The sequence below is a fragment of the Pseudomonas sp. BW7P1 genome (assembly GCF_024981055.1).
In the GTDB taxonomy this organism is placed as follows: Bacteria; Pseudomonadota; Gammaproteobacteria; order Pseudomonadales; family Pseudomonadaceae; genus Aquipseudomonas; species Aquipseudomonas bananamidigenes.
Genome location: NZ_CP103374.1, coordinates 3,471,341 through 3,495,855 on the forward strand (window position 1 = coordinate 3,471,341; position 24,515 = coordinate 3,495,855).

Sequence of the window (24,515 nt, forward strand, 5' to 3'; positions counted from 1 at the left end):
GAATTGTTATTTTTGTTACCGGTTATGTCGAAGGAAGTTAGCACAGGGTTGATCGACTGTCCGCAGAAGCCCCCTTCCGTGTCCGCCAATACCCTGCCCCGGTGTGCGCCAAGGGCTTATTTCTATCGTGGCCGGGCGCCCTGCGCGCCGGCAGTGCGCCCAAACACAATAATAATGAGGACAGACATGATCCCGAACCGCGCGACACTTCCTGTGCGACTGGCGCTGAGCCTGCTTGGCTGCGCCGCCACCCTGCCGGCCCTGGCCACCGAAGCCGGCGTCGACAACATCGGTACCGGCACCGACGGTTTTTTCGTGCTGCCGCTGGACGTCGACAACCTTCCCGAAAACATGGTTGCCTTCAATCTCTACTACAACCACTACAAGGCGACGAAGCTCAACATCAGCTCATTCGGCGGGAAGGTGCCGAACGTCGAGATCGAATCCACGGCGGTCATCCCGCGCATCGACTACCTGAGCCCGGTGCGGGTGCTCGGTGGACGTCTCGCCGGCTACATCGCCCAGCCATGGCTGAAGCAGGAAGTCTCGGTATTCGGCCAGAGCGACACCCGCGAAAGCATGGGCGATACCACCTTCGCGCCGATCATCCTGTGGGACATGGGCAAGAACCTGACCCTCGGCGCCGCCGTGGAAATCACCGTGCCCACCGGCGAATACAGCGTCGATCGGCTGGCCAACACCAGCAACAACTTCTACACCTACAAGCCGCTGTTCTCCTTCACCTGGCTGCCGACGGACAAGACCGAAATCTCGATGAAGACCACCTACAGCTTCAACGAGAAAAACAAGGACACCGACTACAAGTCCGGGCAGATCTTCCACTTCGATTACTCGGCCAGCTACAAGATCACCGACGACCTGATGCTCGGCGTCAACGGCTACTACCTGAAGCAGACCACCGACGACAAACAGTTCGGCCACACTGTGCAGTTCGCCGGTCAGGATGTCGACGATGGCGTACGCGGCAAAGTCTTCGCCATCGGCCCGGCGCTGCACCTCACCTTCCTCAAGTACGCCAGCGCGGAAATCCGCTGGGCCAGGGAGTTCGACGTGGAGAACCGGCCGGAGGGGGACATGTTGTGGGCGAAGGTGAGTATTCCCTATGCATTTTGAGCGTATTTGTAGGAAAGCGCGCCTGAATGTGTAGCCGGAAAAGTTGAAAAACACTGGGGTGGAATAGGCCTACAGCGGCGGTCGAGATTGCCGGACAACGGTGGGAAACGTCCGGCAGATTTCAATGGGGGTACTTGCAGATACTGGATCCCGCTGCCTCGTGGCTCCTCAAGGGCTCATGGGGTGCATCGTCTGCCAGTGACGACAATGGGCCATTCCCCCCCCTAGACTGCTGAAATTGATCACGGAGATCACTATGAGCATTTTGCTTTCCCCGTTTTACTCTGACTTCGACTCCGAAGAAGAGGCAGAGAGCTACGATCGCTGGTTTCGTGCCAAGGTTCAGGAGGCACTTGATGATCCCAGCCCGGGCATTCCCCATGAGGAAGCCATGAGGCGGCTCGACCAACTATTGGAAGAGAGACGCAAGAATCGACGCGCTGCCGCTTGAATGGAGCAATCAAGCTCTGGACGATCTGGCTGACATTATCGATTACGTTGAACAATACAACTCCAAAGCTTCAGCGGCTCTGCAACAAAAGGTTGGTGCAGCAACGCAAAGGCTTTCATCAATTCCCTATGGTTACCGGTCCGGTCGAGTGCCAGGCACTCGGGAAATGGTGGTCAATCCAAACTATCTGCTGGTCTATCGAGTGAACGGGCACATCAAAATACTGACGTTAGTCCACACCCGACGACAATACCCACGAACCTCATCAACCTGAAAAAAAGGGCGGCCAAATGGCCGCCCGAAGCGTACTGCACGAGAGTCTTTTACAACGTCAGCTGCCCCCGCTCCTCCTCGGTCAGCTGCTGTTTCGCCTGTTCATCCAGGGCTCCGGCGCCCAGCACCTGCACCGGGCTGTCGGGGTTGTAGCCCGGTGTCGGTACACGGCTGGCGCCATCGCGGCTTGGGGCCAGTTGTTCGTTGCCGAAGCTCAGCACCTGCACGGTGAACACCGAGGCCTGGTTCTGTCGTGACGCGGCCTGCTGCTGACGGGCGACGTCTTCCGCCGCCTGGGTGGCCGACGACGCCGCGGAACTGGCCGAGGTGATCGCCCCGGTGTTGACCGCCGAAACCACCGGCACGCCGGTCGCCTTGCCCTGCACCGAGATGTTGGCGGCGTTGACCACCGTCAGCGCGGCGATGTTGACGTTGCCCGAGACGCGAATCCCCGCTTCGCCCGCATCGATGGTGCCCAGCGGCGCTATCAGGTCGATGTCCCCCGGGGCGACTTCGGCAATCGGGTTGAGCGTGGCGATACCGGCGCCGGTGCTCGGTACCGAGGGCGACAGGGTCACGTTGCCCCAGCTGTCGTACACACGTTTCGGCGGGGTATAGACCACAGTGGTTTTCGAACCGCGACCGGCGTTGATGTCGCCCTCGGCAGACCAGCCCAGAATCGAACCGCCGAAGGTGGTCATGATCCGGCTCTGCCCCAGCAGGATACTGTCCCGGGAATACAGCTGAATGTTCCCCGAACCCTGGGTGATGATGCCCGCCGTGGACGGCGGCGCGGCGCCTTCGATGCCGAACACCTGACCACCGCCCGGCGTGAGCATCTGGATATCGCCGCCAAACAGCGTCTTGACCCCGGCGCCTCCATAAAGAGTGATATCGCCGTCATAACGGATCGGGTTGCCGGCCACATCGGTGCTCGGGAACAACGAAGCGATGGCGTTACGTCCACGCAGATAACTGCCTTTGCGCGGGCCGTCGACATCGTTGTACTCCAGGCCACCGGCGCGCAGCTCGGCGAAATACACCTGGCGGGCGAAGATCGCCTGCTCGGCACTCGGCAGCGCGGCGAAGAAGGCTTGCGCCTGCTCGGCGTTGCCGCTGAAACCGTAGCCGAGGGTCAGCCAGCTCTGCAGTTCGTCGAGGTAGGTCTTGACCACCTTGCCCGGTTGCCCGCTGAGGGAAACGTTCGGGTCGGCAAGGTTGCGCGGGTTCAGGTAGCGCGCGATGAACCGCGAATAGTCAGGCCCCTGCGCGCCCACGCCCGCCTGCAACACCACACTGGCGCCCGGTCGCTGATCACCCGCCACCAGCGAGCCGAGACTGGTAATGCTGGCACGGTCTTCCATGAGGATATGGCGCCCGGCATTGATATCCAGGACGCCGGGACCGGCGATATCGAAGCTGCTGTAAAGGATGTCACGCCCTGCCGAGACCCGCGAAACATCCCGAGGATCGTCATGCACGAACAGGTTGCCGGTCGAAGTGATGCTTTCTGTTACCGGTACGCCCATCTCGGCGTTGGGCACGGTCGTGGGGTTGCCGAGGAAAGTGCCCGACGCCACGATATCGCGTCCCGCCAGCATCCACACCGGGCCTGCCGCTTCGTACCAGGTCCGTTTCGACAGATTGAACGTCAGCGTTTCACCACTGCGCACCCCCACCAGGTCACCGGTCAAGGCATAGAACCGTGCGGGCGCCTGCACCTCGCTCAAACCCGAGTAACTGTTGGCATCGAAAGCAAACAGCGGATAGCGCAGGTTTTTATCGGGTGAAACCCCGTCACTGCCACGGTTGGTCATGACCGGCGTTTTCGAAGTGTTGTTACCGTAGCCATTGAAGGCCGGTGCGAATGGCGTAGCGATGGCCGACGGACTGGCACCCGACTGATTGATTGCATAGCCACCGGCATAGATCGAATCCTGCGCCAGGAGCTCCAGTTGCCCGGCCTTCGAGGGCGCCAGCAACAACGAGTACGCCGTCGCCGGCGAAAATCCGCTGCCTTGCATGTAGGTCGCCGACGGCCCGGCATAAATCGAACCCTGGGCCGCCACCGCACGCAGAATCGACGGATATACAAAGCGCCCATCGGTAGGCGATGTGTTTCGCCCGATCACGGGGCCCTGTCCGTCGACCTCGCCCAGTTGTGTACTTGGCGTCAGGTTGCCGCCAGCCGAAAACAGATCGATAGCCGTGTGGTCGGTCCATAGCGAGAAACCACTCAATCCGCCCCCGTCATGCACGACACCGTCAGCGGTGGAGAACGGCGTCGAGTTCTGCAACCGGACCCGACCCGGGTCCGCTGCGCCACCCAACACCAGATCGCCGCGGGTATTGAGGCTCATGACCGAGTCGCCAGGGATCAGCACCAGGCCGCCGGAAGCACTGCCAGCGGTGGATGTGAACGGGTCAAACGGTCGGACTTCGCGCGGGTCCTGCACATAGGACGCTGCGCCGTACTGCAGATTGATTCCACCCAGCGCTGCGCCGGTCAGTCGGGCCGCGCCGCGCAGGTTGATCAAGGCGCCTTGCAGGTCGTGTCGGGGGGGAGCCACGCCATTATTGCCGGCCCGGGCCTGCAACGACGGATTGAGCGAACCACCGATGCGGATGTCCATGTCACCGCCACCGGTCAATTGCAGCCGTCCATCCTCGCCGACGCGCCCGGTACTGCCGACCGCCACGATCAAGCCTTGACCACGGGGATAAAGATGGGTGTTGGAGTTTTCACCCAACGCCTTGAGCATGCCCGCATCGGCACCTGCGCGCAGGCTGATGTTGCCGCCACCCAACGTGCCGAAACCGGTGAAGCCAACCAGGAACGGCCCGGTATCGACGCCTTGGTCAGGCAACGGCTGAGTCGCATAACTGCCGAAGTTGATCCACCACGCCGTCGGCACATCGCTGTTGCCGGTACCCTGACGCCAGAGCCAGTTGCCCACCGCCACACTTGGCACTTGTTCAGGTGTTTCCAGGGTTGCCGAAGGGCCGCGCCGCCCCAGCACATCCCCCGAAACAGAACCACCGGCGTTGATGGTCAGGTTGCCGCCCATCCGGGGGTACCAGGCCTGATACAGACTGTCGTTGCCCGTAACCCACCGCTCGTAATCGCTGCCGGCACTGCCCAGCACCGAACCGTTGTCCGACAGACGTCCGCGCGGCTGGTTGAAGCGTGGATCGATCTCTTCGGATTGGGTGCCGGCGGTATACACGCCAAACGGTGAGTCCATGCTCAGATTACCGGCGGCGAGCACGTCCAGATCCCCGGTGCCGGTACGCAGCACGCTGAACATTTGTGTGCGGGTCTTGACGGTAATGCCCGGTTTGTTTTCCACGCACAGCTCAGGGAAAGGACCACACCAGGCCAGCACGTCGTCATCGCTTATCGCTGACCCCGGGGGCATGCCCATCCAGTTGTCCGGTGCCCAGGTCCATCGCGGTGCCGAAACGCAGGAGTTCGGTGCCCAGTCGCACCATTCCTTGAGCTCGTCAGGGACCGGATCGCCCGGAGTGAAACCACCCAGGTTGCCTTCACCCCAGACCAGGGTGGGTGGTTTTTCAGTGACTTTGAGCCCGTAATGCGTGTCGGCCAGACGCAGATTGCCGTCGCTGGAAACCGGCTTGATCGCACGCGTATCGGCGGCGCCCAAATCGGCCCCCGCCACCACCCGCATCGACCAGGACGCGCTGCCGGCCGGCAACAGGCTGGCAACGGCCCAGTTGCGCCCCTGCTGGTTGCCGTTCAATGGCCGCAATTCGATAAAAGCCGTGCCATCGGCCAGCACCACATCGGTCATCGATGGAATCAAGGAACCGCGCAGCAATGCCAGCGATCCACTCAAGCGCACACCTTTGATGGCGTTGGTACCGGCTTCGACGCTCCCGGGCAACGGCACGCCTTTGGGCCAGCGAATCGCTTCGACAGAGGTGACGCCATTCAAGCGAATGCCCGCGCCAAGACGACTGCCGGCCGGCAATGTGACGCTGTCGGTCAACAGCGTTCCAGCGGCATAAAGCAGCTGGCCCGAGGCATCGTGAACTGCGCCTGCCAATACCGTACCGGCGCCCAGCGTATAAGGTGCGGCCAGGGTCGCCTCGGTTGGCAACAACGTGCCACCGGCCAGGGTTGTCGCTTGCAGCGGCACGTCATAGTTCAGCGTGACACCCGGCTGGAACAGCGTGCCTTCAGCCAATGTGACACCGGCCCCAGGCACCACCAGATCTCCGCCAAACGGCTGAATCCCCGGCAACAGTTTCCAGCCTGCATCGTCGACCGTCTCGGGTGGCGGTGCAAAACCGTCATTGAGGCTGCCGTGAATATCGAGATTGCCGCCGGCACGAATCACCAGGCTGCCTGACTCGCCAGAGCCATGGATGGCGGTTTTCCGCGTATGCGGATTCAGACTGGCATAGCGGTAACCGGACAGATCCACATCGCCCTGCACCACCAGATCACCGTCAGCGGTTTTGCTGACAATCTCGACGCCCGGCCGCAGATGGAAGGCATCGGCATAGGTGGCATTGTTCAGGCCGGACAGTTTGTTCTGCAGCAGGTTGCTGTTGAGCAACGCGGCATCAATGAATGCCGTGCTGTCGCCATGGATACGGTCAAGGTAGGCCTGGTCGATAACCTGATACGGACGTCCGCTGGCCGCCGGGTCTGTACCGTCGCTGGCATCGCTGTAACGGCGCGTGGCATTGAGCCCGATCGAACGGGCGCCCTGAATGTCCAGCGTACCGCTGGCATCAATGGCGATGTCACCGCCAGCCAGACGTGGCGCGTTCAGTTCCAGCGTACCGCGCGCCAATCCATCGGATTGCCCGGGCAATGGCCCCGAAGCAGCCTCGGTGCCATGGCGCAGATCGATCCGCGCGCCGGCCCCCAGCGTCAGCCTGCCGTCGCCGGAGTTGAGCTCGACCATCGCCCGGTTCGGTGCATCGATGATTTTTCCGTAGCTGTCGACCCGCAACACACGACCATGGGCGTCGAGCACAGCACTGCCGGTCAACGTCAGGCCGTTCTTCGCCGACAGACGAATCGAACCGACCCTTGCGCCACTCGCGTCGACAAGCCCTGCGACGGTCAGGCTACCGTTGTCCACCGAGACATTCACCTCACCGGCATTGAGCCCGTTGCCGATCAACAGATCACCCTGCTTGAGTTGCAGGCTGCGGCTGCCGAAAACCTGCCCTGCGTTCAAACGCTGGTTAAGGACCTCGAATTGCTGGCTCGGATCGCCATTCAAGTGTTGCGCGCGGATGTCCACGCCACCGGCCTTGTACGGCACCCACGTGCCGCCTGCGTCATAACTGCCGCTGCTGGCGCCGAGGATCCGGCCCTGCAGATCGACCATCCCGGCATCGTTGCCCAGGGCAATGGCGCTGAGATTGCCGGCCTGATTGTTCTGTGCCGACAGGTCGATGAGCGAGCCCGCAGCCTGACGGATATTGCCGTGGCTGCTGTACAACGCCACATCACCGCCCCAGCTGTACTTGTTCACATCATTGAAGGCAAGGGCACGCCCGGCCATATCCAGGTACGCGCCACTGTTCAGGGTCAGGTCTTCTGCCGATTTGATCACCAGTTTGCCGCTGGCCAGAGCAATGCGACTGTCGAGCGTGACGTTGCGCGCATCGAGGGTCAGTTCCGCGCCGAGGGCATTGGCCGCAGCCGGGGTACCGGCGCCGGTCAGCGTCAGGTTGTTACCGGCCTTGAGCAGATTCACCGAGGCCGCCTCTCCCGTCAGCAACGGGGTGCGCAGGTTGAGGTTGCCGCCGCTGTAGGCATAGCCCTCGACCGGATCGAAAGCGCCTTGCGTTTGATACACCGCCAGGCTGCCTTTGTGGTTGGCGGTGATGCGGTCGCTGGCGGTCAGATTGACGTCGGCAAAACCCAGCACCAGGCGATCGTTCTGCTCCCGACCACTGGCCTGCGGGTTGGGCCCGTAACCGAACTCGATGCGTTGTGCCTGAATGTCGAGCGTGCCCTGTCCGGTGCCCGCGCCGCCGCTAATGACAGCAGCGGGCGCTTGGGTGGCACCGTTCCACACCAGATTGGCAGTGCGGATGCTCGCCACCTCAGTGGCTTCACCCAAGCCGTAAATGGCCGGCGTGCCGAGTATCAGATTTTGCAGTTTGCTCACGCCAGTCTGCGGATCCAGCGTATCGAGAGTGACATTGCCATAGAAATTGAATGCATCGCGGCTGGTCAGGCTCAACGTCTCCAATGCCGGAGCGCCGAACTGCGTGTCGCCGCGCAACAGCCGGTCGAGCACGTTCTGGTTCAGGGTCAGGCCGGTCGGCACGCGACTCCCGGCGGCACTCAAGGCTTCGGCACTGCCGGCATTGATCGCGCCCACTGCCAGCGTCAGATGGCGGGTCCCGAAGCGTACCGTTTCATCAAGCTCGAACTGTTTGTCTGTGGCCGCCGTGATGCTGCCATTGGAGTAAAGCAGCGTCGGGTTGGTGCAGGTGGTCGTCGGGCAGTTGCCGATGCGAATATCCCCCGCGCCGGAGGTCGGGGTCGACGGCGACGGCGCGAGCACATTGGTCCAGCCGTTCGAGACCACCAGCAGACCTGCCGTGCCCGGCGCATAGGTAAAGCCTGCGGAAGAATCGTACGGTACGTCGCCGCGCCCCAGGGTGTTGATCCCCGAGCCGGCCTCCAGACTGATGCGGCCACTGGTACTGGTGGTACGCAGCAGCACTTCAGGCGCAGACAACACGGCGCCTTCACGCAAGCTGATATTCGATGTGTCGCCAATGAACGAGACGATGTTGCCAGCCGTGTTGTAATCGATCGTCGGCTGAGCCCCGAGGGTCAGACGGCCTGCACCCAGTCTGTTGAGGCTGTCGGCATAGAGCGACACACCGCTGAACCCCTCGGTACGCCGATGCCCGTCGCCGAGCAGTTCCACATCGCGCGCGCCCCTCACCACCGCCGTCCCGACCACGCCGCCGGTGGCAGGTTTGAACAACACCTGTCCAGAGAAATCCAGCGCAATGCCCTGCTCGGCGCCCGACATCAGATACAGATTCAGCGACTTGCCGTCCATCGGCGCCAACGCCCGTGGTACGCCACGCCGCGCAGCGTCACTGCGGATGAATTGAGTAAAACCGGTTTCGTTGTACTGCGAATAGCGGCGCACGACATCGGCCGAGGTCAGGATGACCTGGCTGGCCAGGCTGTCACGCAGCCCGGTGTTGGCAATCGACATCAGCCCCGAAAGGGTCCATGAACCATTGCGCAGAGATAACGCGCCAGGCGTGACACCCGGTGCGGCCTGGCCGTTGACCTCGACCCGAAACGCCCCCGGCAACAAGGCGAACGTCGAAGGCAGCAGCGTATAGGTGCCCGCCGCCAGCCCCGGCACGCCGGCCCCGAGGGTGATCTGCTGGCCGATACGCGGATCAACCGCTCCCGCTTCGGCGAGCATCGGCGCGTAGGTACTCTGATTGCCGGGCACGATGGCGTACACCGGGTTGCTGGCCAGGCCTGGCAAACTGAATGTGCCGTCCGCAGCGTTGCGCACCAGCGGATTGAAGCGTGCATCGGTAGAGCCGCCGCGCCCGGACACAAATCCGGCCCCTCGCAGGTCGCCGCCGCCAGACAAATCGATCAAGGCGCCCTGTTGCACATCGACGTATCGCGAAGTCAGCGTTACACCGGCGGTTTCTGCGGTAATCCCCTTGAGCACAACCGATTTGCCAGCGTAGCGATAGTCGATGCCGTCGGTGGTGCCGCCATAGGGCATGACCAGTCCGTCGGCGCTGACCGAGGTCACACTGCCTGGCAACAAATGCAGGTCGTGGGTATTGACCACGGTCTCGTCACCCAGACGGATCATGCCCAGCGGCGCACGAACAATGCCGCCCTGCTCGATGTGCCCGGCGGCCAGCGTCAGGTCGCCAAACACCGAGTAAGGCAGGGCGACCGGAGCGTTTCCGACGCCGGTGATGCGCAAGTTGCGCGCCGGGTCGGCGCCCGGGTGCACGCTCTGGTAACCGACCCGCACCTCGGCAGTGACATCACTGGCCGGATAGATTTGCGCGGCTTGCAGGTTCAGGTCTCCTGGGGTCCACAACTCTGATTTGGTGGTGTACCCCGTCGGAGCCAGGAAGCGCAGATCACCCCGGCTGTGCAAAGTCACCTGATCAAAGCCACGCCGACTGACCTCGATGGCCGCACCGTTACGTGAGGCGATCGTCCCCGCCGTGCCGAACGACAGGCTGTTGCCCAGATCCAGCAAGTCCGCCGTGGCGTTGAACGTGGCGGGTGCCACATGGGTCGTCGGCGTATTCATGACCCGCGGGCGCAGGTAACCCGGCGCGTCGAAGTATTTGCCGGTCCCCGACAAGCGCAGATATGGCGCTGACAGGTTGATCCGCGCATTGTCTCCGGCGCCGTCGGCCAACGCCAATGCGCCGGCATACAGGCTCAGACTCTGGCGGCTGTGCAGATCGACATCGCCGTCGAACGACAGCAAGCCATTGCTCAACAGGCTCAGGTTGTCGAAACCGCCGGCCATCAATTGATTGGCGCCCAGGCGGGCACGACCGTATTGCAAGGCTGAAGCGCCGGAACCGGGTTGCAGATCCGGCGGCAACAGAGACTTGCCTGCGTCCTGTCCGAGGATGATTTCCCTGGGGGTACGCACTTCATTGGCGGCAAGATTGAGGTCGTAGATCGGCGTCTCCAGCGCAATGTCCAGACGCCCGCCGGCTGCGCCCGCACCACCGGCGACTGCACGCAGGCTGCCATCGATGAACAGGCCGTTATAGGAACTCAGGCTGATTCGTCCACCGTCGGTGGCTATCGGCGTCGCCCCCTGCCCGGCGATATCCAGCACGGCTTGCGCGCCGGACGCATCCAGTCGCGCACCCTCGCGCACGATCACATAAGCATCGGCCGACGTGGCCGTGGCTTTTTTCGCATCGATTTCACCGCCGACGATGATCGTGCCGCCCTTGCCCACCAGCCCGTAAGTACGACCCAGCGCATCCACCGCCGTGGCCGCGCGGCCGGCCACATCCAGCACCGCGTGTTCGCCGATCCAGATCGAGCGGTTGTGCGCAGCGTTGTCAGCCAGTTGCGAGGCGTCGGCGACGTCGAGCGAACCGAACTGTTGCTGGCGAATATCGAGGGTACCGCCCCAGGCATTCAGCTCGCCATCGAGGGTGATCTGCCCCGCGCCGCGCAAGTTGATGCTCTGCCCCGGATCGACGCTGATGCGCGAGCCCCGGCCGAGGCTCAGGGTCGTGTGCGCAGGATCGACCAACCTGACTTCGCCGGTACCGGCCTGCAGCGTCAGGCTGGCCCCGGCACGCCGGGTCAGTTGGGCCTTGGTCGGGTTTTCCTGATAGAGCGGCGGCGTCCACAGTTCGAGAGCCTGTTGCGGCGCGACACCGCTGACCTGATTGGCGGCCGCCTCGCTGAAGCGATAGACCGGCATGGACACGTCAATGACGGTGTTATCCGTCACTTGCATCCGGTTCAGGCCAATCAGGTTGTAGGTCGAGAAGCCTTTGTCAAACAGCGTCGGCGTCAGCTGCAACACCGTATCGGCCTGAAGCTTCTCGGTCTGGCCGATCAGCACGTCGCCGGTCTGCAGTGACAAACGGCCGCCGCCGGACACACCATAACCCCGAAGTTGGCCGTCCAGGGTCAAGTGACTGTCACCCGACGCGGACAAGGCGCCGGCCTCCAGCGTCACGTCACCGCCCTTGCCACCGCGGGTCTTGCCGTTGGCCAGAATCGCGCCGCCGGACGACACATCCAGCAGGCTGCCGGCACCGACTTCGATGTCGCCACTGCTGCGAATCGACACCGACCCACCGTCCAGATACGCCAGGCTTGCGGCATCGTCCGGGTTGGTGCGCAGGTTGCTCCACAGACCGCGAGTGTCCAGTTGCACGCCTTCAGCCACGCTCACGCGGGTGGCCTTGCCGGTCGGTGCGACGAGCCGGGTGTCGGTGAGGCGATCGGTGTTGAGCTGATTGAGCACATTGCCCAGATGCAGGCTGCCGCCCCGGGCCGTCAGGCCGGCGTCGAGCTGCACGTCCGGACCGTAAAGGGTGATGTCGCCGCCATTGTCGACGGTGACGGCGCCTTGCACATCGATCCGTTCTTTGGCCGCGACCTTCAGCGCGCCCAGTTGCCCGTCACTCAGTTGCCCGGCATCGAGGAACAATTTGCCGCTGCGTGCATCGGACACCGCAGCGGTCAGGTCCCGATCATTGCCGGCGACCGGACGCTCACCGCCGACCTGCACCTGATCGAGCAACGGATTGAGGCCGTAGAGCAAGCCACCGGACGCCGCCACATACGCCGGGTCATAACTGCCGACAATCAATTGTCCGCGCCGCGCCCGAGCCGTCTGACTCTGCGCATAGCCATCGAGTACGGCACGCGGTGCCTGGGTCTGGCGTTCGCCCTGATACACCTCGCCAAGCATCTGGCCTTCGAGCACGGCGTTGCGGGTGCCGATCACCAGTTGCCCGGCATCGCGCCCCACGGTGTAGCCCGACTCCCGACGGCTGGCCGGCGCAATCAACGAGTTGTAGTAGTAACTCGTCTGGCCCCAGCGCTGGCTGCTGTCTTCATAACCCTTGTACAGCCCGGTGTAGAGCAGATCTCCAGGCGCTATGGAGACTTCATACAGGCGCCCGTCGGCACCGCGCAGCCAGCTCTGGCGAATTTCGCCACTTTGAACATCCAGCGTGCCGCCGGAGAGGTTGATCAACGAGCCCTTCTCGGTGACCACGTCATTGCCGGCAAAACTCACCTGCCCGCCCTGGGCCATCCATTCGCCGACGCTGTGGCCCTGGGTGCCGAGGTAACCGCCGACCTCGAGCAAACCGCCAGCGGTGTACCAGCGATCCGTCGCGTAACCGTTGGTGCCGGCCGGGACGTAGACCAGCTCACGCACATCGACCCAGATGTCATTGCTGTTGAGTGCACCCTTCTCGCGGTTGACCGAAGCATCGCGCTGCTCGTTGCCCTGGACGTTGATTTTGATGCTGTTGGATTCCATCGCGACTTTCACGCCGATGGCGCCGGAAACATCGATCAATGCGCCGTCACGCACCAGGCTGCGACGCTGCGCGGCCACGGCGACCTGGCCGCCGGTGGCCAGGGTGATCGAGCCGTTCTGGAACTCGACGCTGCCGCCACTCTGAATGTCGATGCGTGACTGATCGCTGCGAATCCTGTTGTTGGGCGTAACGCCCGTCAACGCGGCTTGATGCTGGCTGTCGAGCGCCGTCAGGTCGCTGCTGTCGAGCAGGATCGCCGTCGCACCGCCCTTCCCCAGTGTCACGCTGCCCTGGGTGTCGGTGGCCGGGTTGAGCAAATGGATCGTGCCGCGTGTCGCTACCGAAGTGCTGGCCAGCAGCACACCGTTTTGCACGACCTCGTGACCGGTCAGGGTGATGTCGCCGGTCGCCGCCCGAATCAGGCCGTTGTTGCTGACCTTGCCGGCCGCGCTGCCGGTCTTGAAGCCCGGCGTGACTTCATTGCCGAAGGTCGTGGAGAACGCGTTGCCTTCAGTGCCCGAGCCTTTGCGGATGTAAAAGCGATCCCCCGCGCCGAGCACGGTCTGGCCCTTGGCGGTGTCGATGCTGCCGTCGTTCTGCACTTCGCTGCCGAGCAGCAAGGCATAACCGCCGGCATCGGTCGATTTGGCCGGCCGGGCCGTTTCGATGGACGCGCCGCGCTCCACCAGCACCTTGCCGGCCGCCTCGGTGAACGTCGGCTGACTGCCGTTACTGTCGAAATACAGGCCCCGGTCGCGGAACTGAATGTCCGTGATGTTGGCCGCTGCGGCCACCAGGTTGCGTACGTTGACCTCGCTGGTGCCGCTGAAGACGATGCCGTTGCGGTTGATCAGCATCACCGTGCCGTTGCCCTTGATCCGGCCCTGAATCTGGCTGGCCCGCGCATTCGGATCGTTGACGCGGTTGAGCACGGCCCAGTTCGACTGCTGGGCGAAATCGACCGTGGTGTTGCGACCGACGTTGAACGTTTCCCAGTTGAGGATCGCCTTGTCGGCGGTCTGTTCGATCGTCACCGTGGTCTTGCCATCGACCTGAATCTGCTGCGGGCCTTTGGCGTTCTGCCAACCCTGAGTGAGGCTGTTATCGACCTTCAAACCGCCCTCGCCCAGCCCGTCAGGCACAACCTGCACCGTGCCCAGCGCAGCCGCACGACCGGCCGCCTGCGCTGCCTGTTGGGCGGCAATGGCGGCCACGGTGTTGTTCAGGGTCTGAATCGAGCGTTGCAATTGCGCATTGGCCTTTTGCTGCTGGGCCAGCGGTGGGGTCATTCCCGGCAGTCCGCCCGCACTCGGGCGTGACGCGGCAGCCTGTTGCGCCGCGCCCTTGGCGGCAAACCATCCCGAACTGAACGCCGTCGCCGCCTCGGCACTGCCCGCCACCAGACACAAGGCAACCGCCTGCGCCAGGGGCTTGAGCAACCACAGCGCCGGATCGGCGGCCATACGCTGCCGGGGCTGGACACGGGTACTGCGACGGGACGGGCGAGCGAGCATCACTACGAGATCCTTTTTGTTTGCCACATGAGGCCGCAGGTCGGCTTGCCCCTGCTGTTACGACATAGGCGGTTGGCGAGAGCCACGACCGAACGGATGTCACACAAACTTCATGAATGAGGAGTAGACCGGCCAAAAAAAATGGCAGCAGCCCGCAGGCTGCTGCCATTTCATTGCGCTGAAGCGAGGCTTACAAAGGACGGCCGACAGCGTTGCAGACGCTGGCGTTGTTGATGTCCAGGTTGTTGCCCGAGGTGTTGGTGACGAAGTTGGCAGTCACAGCGGCTTTCCAGTTGGTTGGAACCGGAGTGAAGCTGTGGGCCACGGTGGCAGCGTTGTTGCCCGGGTTGCTGTAGTGAGTGGTCAGGAAGGCTTTGACATCAGCGGCCACGGACGCGTCCTTGTAGCACTGACCGAAGATGAAGTTGGTGTAAGCCACGATCGGGTAACCGCTGGCAGGGTTAGGAACGACCGGTACCCACTGCGAAGGGTTCGAAGGGGCGGTTGGCAGAGCAGCCGAACCCAGAGCCAGCGAAACGTTGGCGGTGGTTGGCTGTACGCCGTTGACGCGAGCAACCACGGCATTGCTGGCAGCGTTCACACCGTCCGGACCGACGTAACCGATGGAACCGTCAACGGCGTTGACTTGAGTGGCCACGTCAGCAGTACCGGCAACGCCTACCCAGGTCGAAGGCAGGGTCGAACCGGCTGGCAGACGAGCGCTGGTGAACGTGGAGTTGGTGGCGAACTTGGTCGGGCAGATCGAGTTCAGGTGACGGGTCAGGATTTCCGTAGTGCCGCTGGAAACGCTGCGATAAACAACGCGGATCGGCGTGGCGTCGGAAGTGCCCAGCAGATCGCCCCAGGTGGTTTTGGTGCCGGAGAAGGCGTCGCACAGTTGAGCGCTGGTCAGGTTCAGAGCGGTCTGACCGGATTTTTTGTATGGAATGGCAACCGAAGTGGCCACCGAAGGCAGTTGAATCAGCGGGCCGTACGAAGCGCCGAAGTTGGCATTGTAGGTGCTGATTTCCGAAGCGCTGAGGATCGAGTCGCTACCGGCGAAGTGAACCGAACCAGTGGTGTTGAACAGTGCCGAGTTGTTGGTCAGGAACGCGGTCTTGCCGGTGCCGCTACCGGTACCCAGGTAGCTGAAGTTGGCTGGCAGGATGCTGTTGCTCGAGCCTTTGTACAGAGCGGCAGGCAGAGTCGCGCCACCACCGGTTACGTTGGCAGCCATGGCCTGGGCGGAAGCCAGGGCAGCGACGGTCAGGGAAGCTGCGATCAGAGTGCGCTTGAACATGAAGAATCTCCTTTTCAACGTTGGTTGTGAACACAGGTTTTCAGGGGACTTGCATGACACTGGGAGGACTCACCGCCGACCTTCGCAAGCGGGGTCCGTGGTTAAGTCGCAGTGAGAAATTCGCAGTTTCCGGTGACAGATAAAGGAAAAAACCTCGGGAGGTGCAGGCTGATTTTCGAGGGATTTTCTCGGGTGTTTACGCCGTTGTGCGGAGTGTCTGCGGCGGGCTTTTCGAGGGAACCGGCCACAGCCCTTGAAGGGCCGTTGCAGATGACAGAAAGGAGAACCCGAGGATGAGGGGAATGAGGGTCGGGTGATGCTGAAGCCGCTGAAAAAAACCTGAATTATTTATTGCTCTGACTGGCCTCATCGCTGGCAAGCCAGCTCCCACAGGTTTGTGAGTTGTGGGCGAAATTGCATTAACAACACCGAACACTGTGGGAGCTGGCTTGCCAGCGATAGGGCCAGTACAGACAGCATCAAACCAACTGACACACTACTACTGCACCAGCTGATTGATCTCGATGATCGGCAACAGCACCGCCATCACGATCACCAGCACCACCCCGCCCATCACCACGATCATCAGTGGTTCGAGCAACGCAGTCATGCCCATCGCCCGGCGCTCGATATCCCGGGACAGGGTTTGCGCCGCACGTTCAAGCATTGGCGGCAGTGCACCGGTTTTCTCGCCGCTGGCGATCAGGTGGATCAGCACTGGCGGAAACACGTTCTCCACCTTCAGCGCGGCCGCCAGGTTGGCACCCTCGCGCACCTTGGCGGTGGCCTCGTTGACGCTCAGGCTCAAGCGATCATTCGACAAGGTCTGCCGCGCCGCCTCCAGTGCCCTCAACAACGGCACCCCGGCACCACCGAGAATCGCCAGCGTGGAAGCGAACCGAGCGGTGTTCAGCCCCAGTACGAAACGCCCGATCAGCGGCAACTTCAACACCCGATGATGCCAATTCAGGCGCGCCGCCGGGTTGCGCAGATACAGGCGCCAGCTCCAGAACGCACCGGCCAGGACGCCAGCACACAACCAGCCCCACGCCCGAATGAAATCACTGGCATTGAGCATCGCCAACGTCAGCCCCGGCAGATCCTGCCGCGCCTGGGAAAACGCGCTGACCACCTGCGGCACCACGTAGCTGAGCAGGAAAATCACGATGCCGATCGACACCAGCCCGACCACGCCCGGATAAATGAACGCGGTGAGAATCTTGCCGCGCAGGTTGTTGCGTTCTTCGATGTAATCCGCCAGCCGCTCCATCACTTGCGCCAGATCACCGGACTCTTCGCCTGCGGCAATCAACGCCCGGTAAATCTCCGGAAAATCCCGAGGTCGCGCCGCCAACGCTTCGGCCAGGCGCATGCCACTGCGTACGTCGGCACGGACGGCGCTCAGGGTGTGGGCGATGTGTTTTTTCTCCGCCTGCTCCACCGTGGCACTCAGCGCCGCTTCCAATGGAAGGCTGGCGCCGAGCAGACTCGCCAGTTGCCGGGTGGCCCAGGCCAGATCGTTGTCCGAGAGTTTGGCGCTGAACAAACCGCCGCCGCCCTGCTGGGCGATGTTGCTTTCCTTCTCCACCGACAACGCCGTCAAGCCACGACCGCGCAGCACGCCGAACGCAGCGCCCTGACTGTCCGCCTCCAGATGCCCGGTTTCGATCTTGCCGCTGGCATCGGCGGCCTCAAAACGATAGCGATTCATCAGGCGTCCCGTGTCACACGAAGGATTTCTTCAGGGGCCGTGGCACCGCTGCGGATCCAGCGCTCGCCGTCTTCGCGCAGGCTGGACATCCCGGCCTTGCTCGCCGCCGTACGCAAGGCCTGCTCCCCTGCCCCGTTGTGAATCAGGGTGCGGATGTCGTCATCGATGCAGAACAATTCGTGAATGCCGGTCCGGCCGCTGTAACCGGTGTGATTGCACGTCGCACAACCGACCGGGCGCCAGGTGCCGGGCGTGGCCGGGTCTTCCTGTTTGCAGTGATTGCACAGCCGTCGCACCAATCGTTGCGCTAAAACCCCGAGCATCGACGAGGCCAGCAGAAACGGCTCGACGCCCATGTCGATCAAGCGGTTGACCGCCGACACCGCATCGTTGGTGTGCAAGGTGGCGAGCACCAGGTGACCGGTCAACGAAGCCTGCACCGCGATCTGCGCAGTTTCGAGGTCGCGGATCTCACCGATCATGATGATGTCCGGGTCCTGGCGCAGTATCGCCCGCAACGCCAGGGCAAAGGTCATGTCGATTTTGGCGTTGACCTGAATCTGGCTGATGCCCGGCAAGTCGTATTCCACCGGGTCTTCCACGGTGAGGATGTTGCTGGTGCTCGCATCCAGTCGCGTCAGCGCCGCATACAGACTCGTGGTCTTGCCGCTGCCGGTGGGGCCGGTGACCAACACGATGCCGTGGGGCTGGCGGATCAGGTGATCGAGCTTGGCCAGCACCTGCGCGTCCATGCCCAGGGTCTCCAGTTGCAGACGCCCGGCCTGCTTGTCCAGCAGACGCATCACCACCCGTTCGCCATGGCCGGTGGGCACGGTCGAGACACGAATGTCGATGGGCCGCCCCGCGACACGCAACGCAATGCGGCCATCCTGCGGCAAACGTTTTTCGGCGATATCGAGCTGGGCCATGATCTTGATCCTCGACACCAGCGCACCGTGCAACGCCTTGCGTGGCGACACCACGTCGCGCAGCGTGCCGTCGACCCGGTAGCGCACCACCGAATGGGTTTCGAACGGTTCGATGTGAATATCGCTGGCCTCGTCCCGCGCCGCTTGCGTGAACAAGGCGTTAATCATGCGGATCACCGGCGCGCCGTCCTGGGTGTCGAGCAGGTCGGTGATTTCCGGCATGTCCTGCATCAGGCGGTCAAGATCGACTTCGTTTTCCGCCGCGCCCACCACCGCCGCCGCGCTGCCGGTATCGGCGTAGGCCGTGGCGAGCAAACCGTCGAGTTCGTCATCGCGTACCCGCTCAAGCTTCGCTGCGCCGAACTGCCGCCGCACTTCGCTGATCGACCAGCCCGGCGTCGACGGGCACACCGTCAGCACGCCGTCGCGCAGCAGAATCCGCTGCGCCTTGGCCCAGGCGTAAGGCAATGCGCTCATCTCATGCCCTCCGCAGTGTTGCTCCTGACCTCTGTGGCGAGGGAGCTTGCTCCCGCTCGGGTGCGAAGCGCCTGCAAACCCGGCATACAAGGTGTGTCTGGAACAATGGGGCGGCAGTTTTCGGGTCCGCTGCGCAGCCCGGCGGGAGCAAGCTCCCTCGCCACGTTCATTGCAGCGGCACCGCTTTGATGGTCGCGCGCGGCCCCGTCCCCGGCAGCGTCGCCGGCACGCCTTGCGCGGCAGTCGGCAACTGCGGCGCCTGCATGTCCGGCATCGCCCAGCTGCGCTCCGGTTGCAGACCGCCCTGCGCACGGCGCATGAAGTCGTAGCGGTTGAGCGTGATACTGCGCCCCGCTGCACTGTCGCGAATGATGTACGGGCGCAGGAACACCATCAGGTTGGTCTTGGTGATCGCCCGGCGCTCGTTGCGAAACAGCGCGCCGATCCCCGGAAGGTTGCCCAGCCATGGCACCGCATCGTTGCTCTGGCTGTAACCATCCTGCAGCAGGCCGCCCAGCACCATGATCTGCCCGTCGTCGAGCAGGATGCTGGTGTCGATCGCACGTTTGCTGGTGACGATCCCCGCCGCCGTCGAGGCCGCCGAAGCGCGCTCGTCGATGCTGCTGACTTCCTGATAGATGTCGAGCTTCACCGTGCCGCCCTCGGAAATCTGCGGCCGCACGTTGAGCTTCAAACCGACCTCTTCACGGGTCACGGTCTGGAACGGGTTGTTGCTGGTGCCCCCGCCGCCGGTGACGTAACTGCCGCTGACAAACGGAATGGTCTGGCCGACGAAAATGCTCGCCGCTTCGTTGTCCAGGGTCAGCAGGTTTGGCGTCGACAGCACGTTGGTCCCGCCCTTGCTCTTCAGTGCCCGGGCCAGCACTTTCAGGTCGAGGATCTTGCCGATGCCGGGGATATCGACCGTGCCGTTGACGTACCCCACGTTCAGCCCCTGAGGCAACACATCGAGACTGGTCTTGCCACCGAGGTTGAGCTTCGAGCCGCCCAGATTGGCGCCGCCGATCACCCCTTTGCCGCCCAGGTTGCCGGACTGCCATTGCACGCCGAACTCGCTGGCATCGTCCTCGCCGACTTCGACGATCAGGCTTTCGATCACCACTTGTGCGCGGCGCTGGTCGAGCAAATCGATGACTTCGCGCAGGTTGCGGTACAGCGGTTCCGGCGCGGAAATCAGCAAGGTGTTAGTGGTGGCGTCCGCCTGAATGGTCACGCCGCCGGCGCTGAAGGCCACGTTCTGTTCGCTGCTTTGCGCGTTGCTGCTGCCGGTGCTGCTGCCTTGGGCGTAGCTGCCGCCGGTGCTGCCATTGTTGGTGGTCGAGGTGCTGCCGTTGGTTTGTGTACCACTCTGGCCGTTCTGCCCGCCGCCCGAGTTGGTGGAGCTGCCCATGGCGCTGAGCACCGAACGCGCACTGTCGCTGGTGCCGCTGTCGCTCTCGCCGGTCAACAAACCGCGCAGCGCCTGGGCCAGTTTGCCGGCCTGGGCGTTGCGCAGATACACCACATGCAAATTGCTCGGATTGCTTTGAGCGTTGTCGAGTTTGTAGATCAGGTTGCGCGCCAGCTCCGTGCGCTCCGGGCTGCCGGCGCGGATGATGATGGTGTTGGAGCGCGGGTCGCCGATCACGGCGATTTTCTGCGTCGGGTCATTGCCGGGCGCGTCGAGCAGGTCGGCGACCATCGGTGCAATGTCGGCGGCGATCCCGTTCTGGATCTGCACCACGTCGGTGTCGATGGCGCTCGGCGTGTCGATGCCTTGAATCAGTTGCGCGACACGGGTGAGGTTCTCGGCGTAGTCGGTGACGACGATGGTGTTGTTGCCCGGATAGGCATTGATCGGGTTGTTCGGCGACACGATCGGGCGCAGCACCGGGATCAGGTTCACCGCGTTCTCGTATTGCAGACGGAACGTGCGGGTGAGCATGCCGTTGCCGGCCGGTTTGTCGGCGCTGTAGATCGGCCCGCCGAGTAATTTGGCATCGGCTTCCGGCACCACCTGCGCCACGCCGCCGACATCCACCACGCTGAAGCCTTGCATGCGCAGCGCCGCCAGCAGCATGTCGTAAGCCTGATGCGCCGGCACCTGACCTTCGGAGACCAGCGTCAGGTTGCCCTTGACCCGAGGATCCACCAGAAACTGCTGGCCGGTGGAACGCGACAACGCCCGCACCACCGCTTGAATATCGGCGTCGACAAAATTCAGCGTCACCGGTTGATCGCCCAACGGATTGGCCGGCAACGTCGTGCCCCGTGCTGAACCGCCGCTGCGGGCGCGTTCGGTGATGTTGTGCAATTGCTTCGGTGCAGGTCTTGCCTGAGCCTGCGCCCGCTCGCGGTCGAGCACCGCGTCGCCGCTGCGCTGGGTGTTGGCCAGCGGCCGGCCGAGTTCGCTGTCCACCAGCAGCGGCGGTTGATTCGGTGGTGTGGTGTTGCTGCACGCGCTCAATGCCATCAACAGCATCGGCAACGCCATGCGTTTGGAGCCTGACCCCTTCATGAAGCTTCCTTAGCGCCCAGCGCCTGATCCATGCGTACGGTGCCCGACAGAGTGCCGGCGGTGTCATCGGTCGCGGCGTCGTCTGCGCGTTGCAGACGGGCCTCGACCACTTGCAGTGAGAAATTCCGGGGTTGGCTCAGCAGCCAGTCGAGCACGGCGTCGGCGGGCGCGGCGTCGAAGGTCAACTGCCAGCCGGCGGACGCGGCCGCCAATTGGTAATGGCCGCCCAACCCGCTGGCCTGCAAGGTCTGTTGCAATGACTGCTCCAGACTTTGCCCGCCGGGGCGCACGCTGACCTCGCGCAACAGCACTTCCAGCGCTTCGGCCTGGGCGTGCAATTTCGGGGTTTCGACTTGCGCGGCGGCGATCTTCTTCAGCGGCGGCTGAATCAGCGCCACCCACACAAACAGCCCCAAGAGCAACGCAACCATGCCGCCGACCATGCGTTTTTCCCGCAGCGCCAACGGCTGCCAACGGGCCTGCAACTGAGCGCTGAAGCGCTGCCAACCGGTGCGGTATTTCGCAAGCGAGGGGCTATTCATCTTCGGCTCCGCTGCTGTCGTCGTTGTCGTTGTCGGTGGCAGCGGTCGCCTCGCCGGCCGGGCGCAAGACCCAGCCGTCGTCATTCGGGCTGATGCTGATGCCGGCCTGGGCCAGCGTGCCTTGCCAATCCCTGTCGTTGCCCGAACGCCGGGCCTCGGGCAGCAGGCTCAGTTGCAGCGCGCCGTCGACAAACTCCAGCCGCTGCAACGTGCCCGCCATCGACGGCATGCCGCTGCCGGCTTGCAACACCAGCCGCGTGAAATCCTGCCCCGGCGCATCCGTCGCGCCTTGCTGGCGCGCCGCGATTTGCTGGCGGGCCTGTTGCAGCGGATTGAGGATCACCGGCAATTCGGGGAACGCCTGCTTCACCCGCTGCGCCATCTGCGTCTTGAGCTGCTGGACCTGCCCGGCTTCGCGAGCGGCATACAGGTTCAAACCGATCACCCAAACCGCCAGCGCCAGCGCACAGCAACCGAGCGCCCTGCCCCAGCCGCGATGTTCGGTGTCTGGTTGTTGAAGGCCGCCGTGCAAGCCCCAGTTCGGCAACGGGCCGGCATTGCGCTGCGTGTCGGGCAATCTCGACTGCACCGCTTCCGGCGCGCCGTCACCGATCCAGTGCGCCGGCAGACCGGTTTCCAGCAGCCACGCTTCATCGATCACCGGCTGCACCTGCGCCGCATTCGGGCCGTGGCGCAGCAACAGATGATCGTCGTGCAGGCAGCCGACGCCGCCGGCCATCACCGGCAAGCTGTAGGCCGCCGAGTACAGGCCTTTGAGGTTCAAGCCGAATTGCCCGAGGTGCTGCAAATCCTTGCGTGCCACCCAGGCAATCTGCACCTGGCCGCTTTCATCGCGCGCACTGTGGGCGATGTGCATCTCGGCGCTGTCGCCGAGCATCAACGACTGTGCCGCGCATTGCACAGCGGCAGCGGTTTTGCTCGCGGGCAGTGGCGGCAGATCGATGCTCGCCAACAGGCTGTCCGAGGGGTGCAGAAAACACACCAGCGGTTGCTTCGCCAGCGCGCCGAGCCGCAGGCGTTCCTGCCGCGTGACCTGCCCCTGACGATCCAGCCACACACAACCCACTTCACTGTCGAGACTCAGCTCCGCCAGCGGCGGCAAACTCACGCGCAACTGGCTCATACGCCCACCCGCGACCAGATCACTTGCGGCAACCGATCCTGACTGCGATGCAACAACGCATCGAGGCTGACCCGCCGCTGATCGCGCCGCGCCTGACCGCGCAGCCGGAACCAGTCGCTGGTGATGCCGACCTTGACGCTGGTGATCTCCAGTTGCGGCAGGCGCAGGCGATTGACGAAATCCCCGCGATTGATGAACCAGCGCCCGGCGTCGCGCTCATTGATCAACGCCTGCGCCCGCTCCAGCGACAGCCCCGGCACATAAGCCGCGAGCACCGGCGCCGTGGCGGTGTTGCCGTTGAGCCAGGTGGTCGCCGGAATCACCGTCAGGTACGGCGCCAGTTTCGCCAACAGCGCATCGTTGACCCCGTCGACACTGCGCAAATCATCAAGCGTGCGCAGCATCGGCAAGGTCGGCGCTTGCGGTTTGCGCGACGCGGACGGCGACGTGGCGCGCCCGCTGTCGAAGGTGTTTTTCGCCACAGGCTTGTCCACCAATTGGGCATTCAACAGGTGCGGATAAGAGCCGATCACCCGCTGACTGATGCGCCGGCTCAAGCCGCTGCTGACACCGATCAACTCGCACAAACGCTCGAACGCCTGCACCTGCGCATCATCGATCCGCTCGTTGGCCACCAGATTGCGCAGGTTGAACTTGCCCTGCTCGTCTTCCAGCCGACCCTCGAAACCTTGGGTGTTCAACACCTGCGCCCAAGGTTGATCAAGTCGGGTCAGCGGATCGCGCTGCCGTGCGTCCCACAACAGTTGCCGGCTGATCTCCAACCCGCCGTGCAACACCCAACGGCCCTGCACGCGCAGTTGTTCGGCTTCCAGCGCCCGGGTCGAAACGCTCTGGCGGGTCAGCATGCCGGCGGCGATCACCGCGACCACCGCCGCAATCAGCAGCGCACTGATGATCGCCATCCCCTGCTGGTTCGATGGGTTGTTCATGACCGGCCTTACAACTGCCAGGAACCGATGTCGGCATTCACGCCTTCGCCGTCAGGCTGGCCGTCGGCGCCGAGGGAAAAGATGTCGATCTCGCCGTTGGCACCGGGATTGAGGTACTGATAAGGACGACCCCACGGGTCATTCGGCAGGCGCTCCAGGTACGAGCGCCAGTTGCTGTTCTTCGCATCGGCCGGCCGCTCCACCAGCACCTTCAGGCCCTGGCTCTGGCTCGGGTAAGTGCCGTGATCGAGGCGATACAACTTCAGCGCCTGCATCAACCCGCCAATGTCCTGCTTCGCCGCCGTGGCCCGCGCCTGATCCGGCCGGTCGAGCACCTTGGGCACCACCATCGCCGCCAGAATCCCGAGAATCACCACCACCACCATGATCTCGATCAGCGTGAAACCCTGCTGCCCACGGGGCATCCGGCTCGGTCGACCGGGTTGTTTGAATTGCGCGATATCCATCTCGTCATTCCCTGGCTTGATTCGATTCGACGCGCAGTGTTGCAAGAAGATATGTC

The 24,515-nt window shown here is 63.4% G+C and carries 12 protein-coding genes; 3 read left to right on the forward strand and 9 right to left on the reverse strand.

Annotated elements, in window-relative coordinates; translation table 11 throughout:
- Positions 1-186: 186 nt before the first annotated feature.
- From NWV16_RS15435 to NWV16_RS15445, 3 genes are all read left to right on the forward strand, one after another.
- The gene (locus NWV16_RS15435; RefSeq protein ID WP_260519751.1) at positions 187-1,134 is read left to right on the forward strand and encodes a transporter; all 948 of its coding nucleotides are present in this window, start codon (positions 187-189) and stop codon (positions 1,132-1,134) included.
- 256 nt (positions 1,135-1,390) lie between these two features.
- Positions 1,391-1,585: a stability determinant gene (locus tag NWV16_RS15440; RefSeq protein WP_260519752.1), complete on the forward strand. Its 195-nt coding sequence runs from the start codon at positions 1,391-1,393 to the stop codon at positions 1,583-1,585.
- 37 nt (positions 1,586-1,622) lie between these two features.
- Positions 1,623-1,859, forward strand: coding sequence for a type II toxin-antitoxin system RelE/ParE family toxin (locus tag NWV16_RS15445; RefSeq protein WP_260523535.1), 237 nt, complete (start codon positions 1,623-1,625; stop codon positions 1,857-1,859).
- Between the two features lie 49 nt (positions 1,860-1,908).
- On the opposite strand, the gene NWV16_RS15450 is transcribed toward NWV16_RS15445, so the two are convergent.
- The 9 genes from NWV16_RS15450 to gspG all read right to left on the reverse strand — a co-directional run bounded on the left by NWV16_RS15450 (position 1,909) and on the right by gspG (position 24,459).
- Positions 1,909-14,421: a filamentous haemagglutinin family protein gene (locus NWV16_RS15450; RefSeq protein ID WP_260519753.1), complete on the reverse strand. Its 12,513-nt coding sequence runs from the start codon at positions 14,419-14,421 to the stop codon at positions 1,909-1,911.
- 190 nt (positions 14,422-14,611) lie between these two features.
- The gene (locus NWV16_RS15455; protein WP_260519754.1) at positions 14,612-15,721 is read right to left on the reverse strand and encodes a substrate-binding domain-containing protein; all 1,110 of its coding nucleotides are present in this window, start codon (positions 15,719-15,721) and stop codon (positions 14,612-14,614) included.
- Positions 15,722-16,220: 499 nt separating this feature from the next.
- A complete protein-coding gene (gspF, locus tag NWV16_RS15460; RefSeq protein WP_260519755.1) occupies positions 16,221-17,432 on the reverse strand; it encodes a type II secretion system inner membrane protein GspF in 1,212 nt (403 codons plus the stop codon).
- Positions 17,432-18,838 (reverse strand): type II secretion system ATPase GspE, encoded by a 1,407-nt coding sequence (gene gspE, locus NWV16_RS15465; protein ID WP_260519756.1) that lies wholly within the window; start codon positions 18,836-18,838, stop codon positions 17,432-17,434. Before gspE ends, gspF begins: the two co-directional genes overlap by 1 nt.
- A gap of 166 nt (positions 18,839-19,004) precedes the next feature.
- Complete coding sequence (gspD, locus tag NWV16_RS15470; protein WP_260519757.1) at positions 19,005-21,356, reverse strand: type II secretion system secretin GspD; 2,352 nt, start codon at positions 21,354-21,356, stop codon at positions 19,005-19,007.
- On the reverse strand, positions 21,353-21,898 hold the full coding sequence (locus tag NWV16_RS15475; protein WP_260519758.1) for a type II secretion system protein M: 546 nt from the start codon (positions 21,896-21,898) through the stop codon (positions 21,353-21,355). The genes gspD and NWV16_RS15475 overlap by 4 nt, the downstream gene beginning before the upstream one ends.
- Positions 21,891-23,042 carry a type II secretion system protein GspL gene (gene gspL / locus NWV16_RS15480; RefSeq protein WP_260519759.1) on the reverse strand — a complete coding sequence of 384 codons (1,152 nt, stop codon included), beginning with the start codon at positions 23,040-23,042 and terminating at the stop codon, positions 21,891-21,893. Before gspL ends, NWV16_RS15475 begins: the two co-directional genes overlap by 8 nt.
- Positions 23,039-23,992 carry a type II secretion system minor pseudopilin GspK gene (gene gspK / locus NWV16_RS15485; protein ID WP_260519760.1) on the reverse strand — a complete coding sequence of 318 codons (954 nt, stop codon included), beginning with the start codon at positions 23,990-23,992 and terminating at the stop codon, positions 23,039-23,041. The genes gspL and gspK overlap by 4 nt, the downstream gene beginning before the upstream one ends.
- An 8-nt stretch (positions 23,993-24,000) precedes the next feature.
- Positions 24,001-24,459 carry a type II secretion system major pseudopilin GspG gene (gspG, locus tag NWV16_RS15490; RefSeq protein WP_279309477.1) on the reverse strand — a complete coding sequence of 153 codons (459 nt, stop codon included), beginning with the start codon at positions 24,457-24,459 and terminating at the stop codon, positions 24,001-24,003.
- Positions 24,460-24,515: the final 56 nt, after the last annotated feature.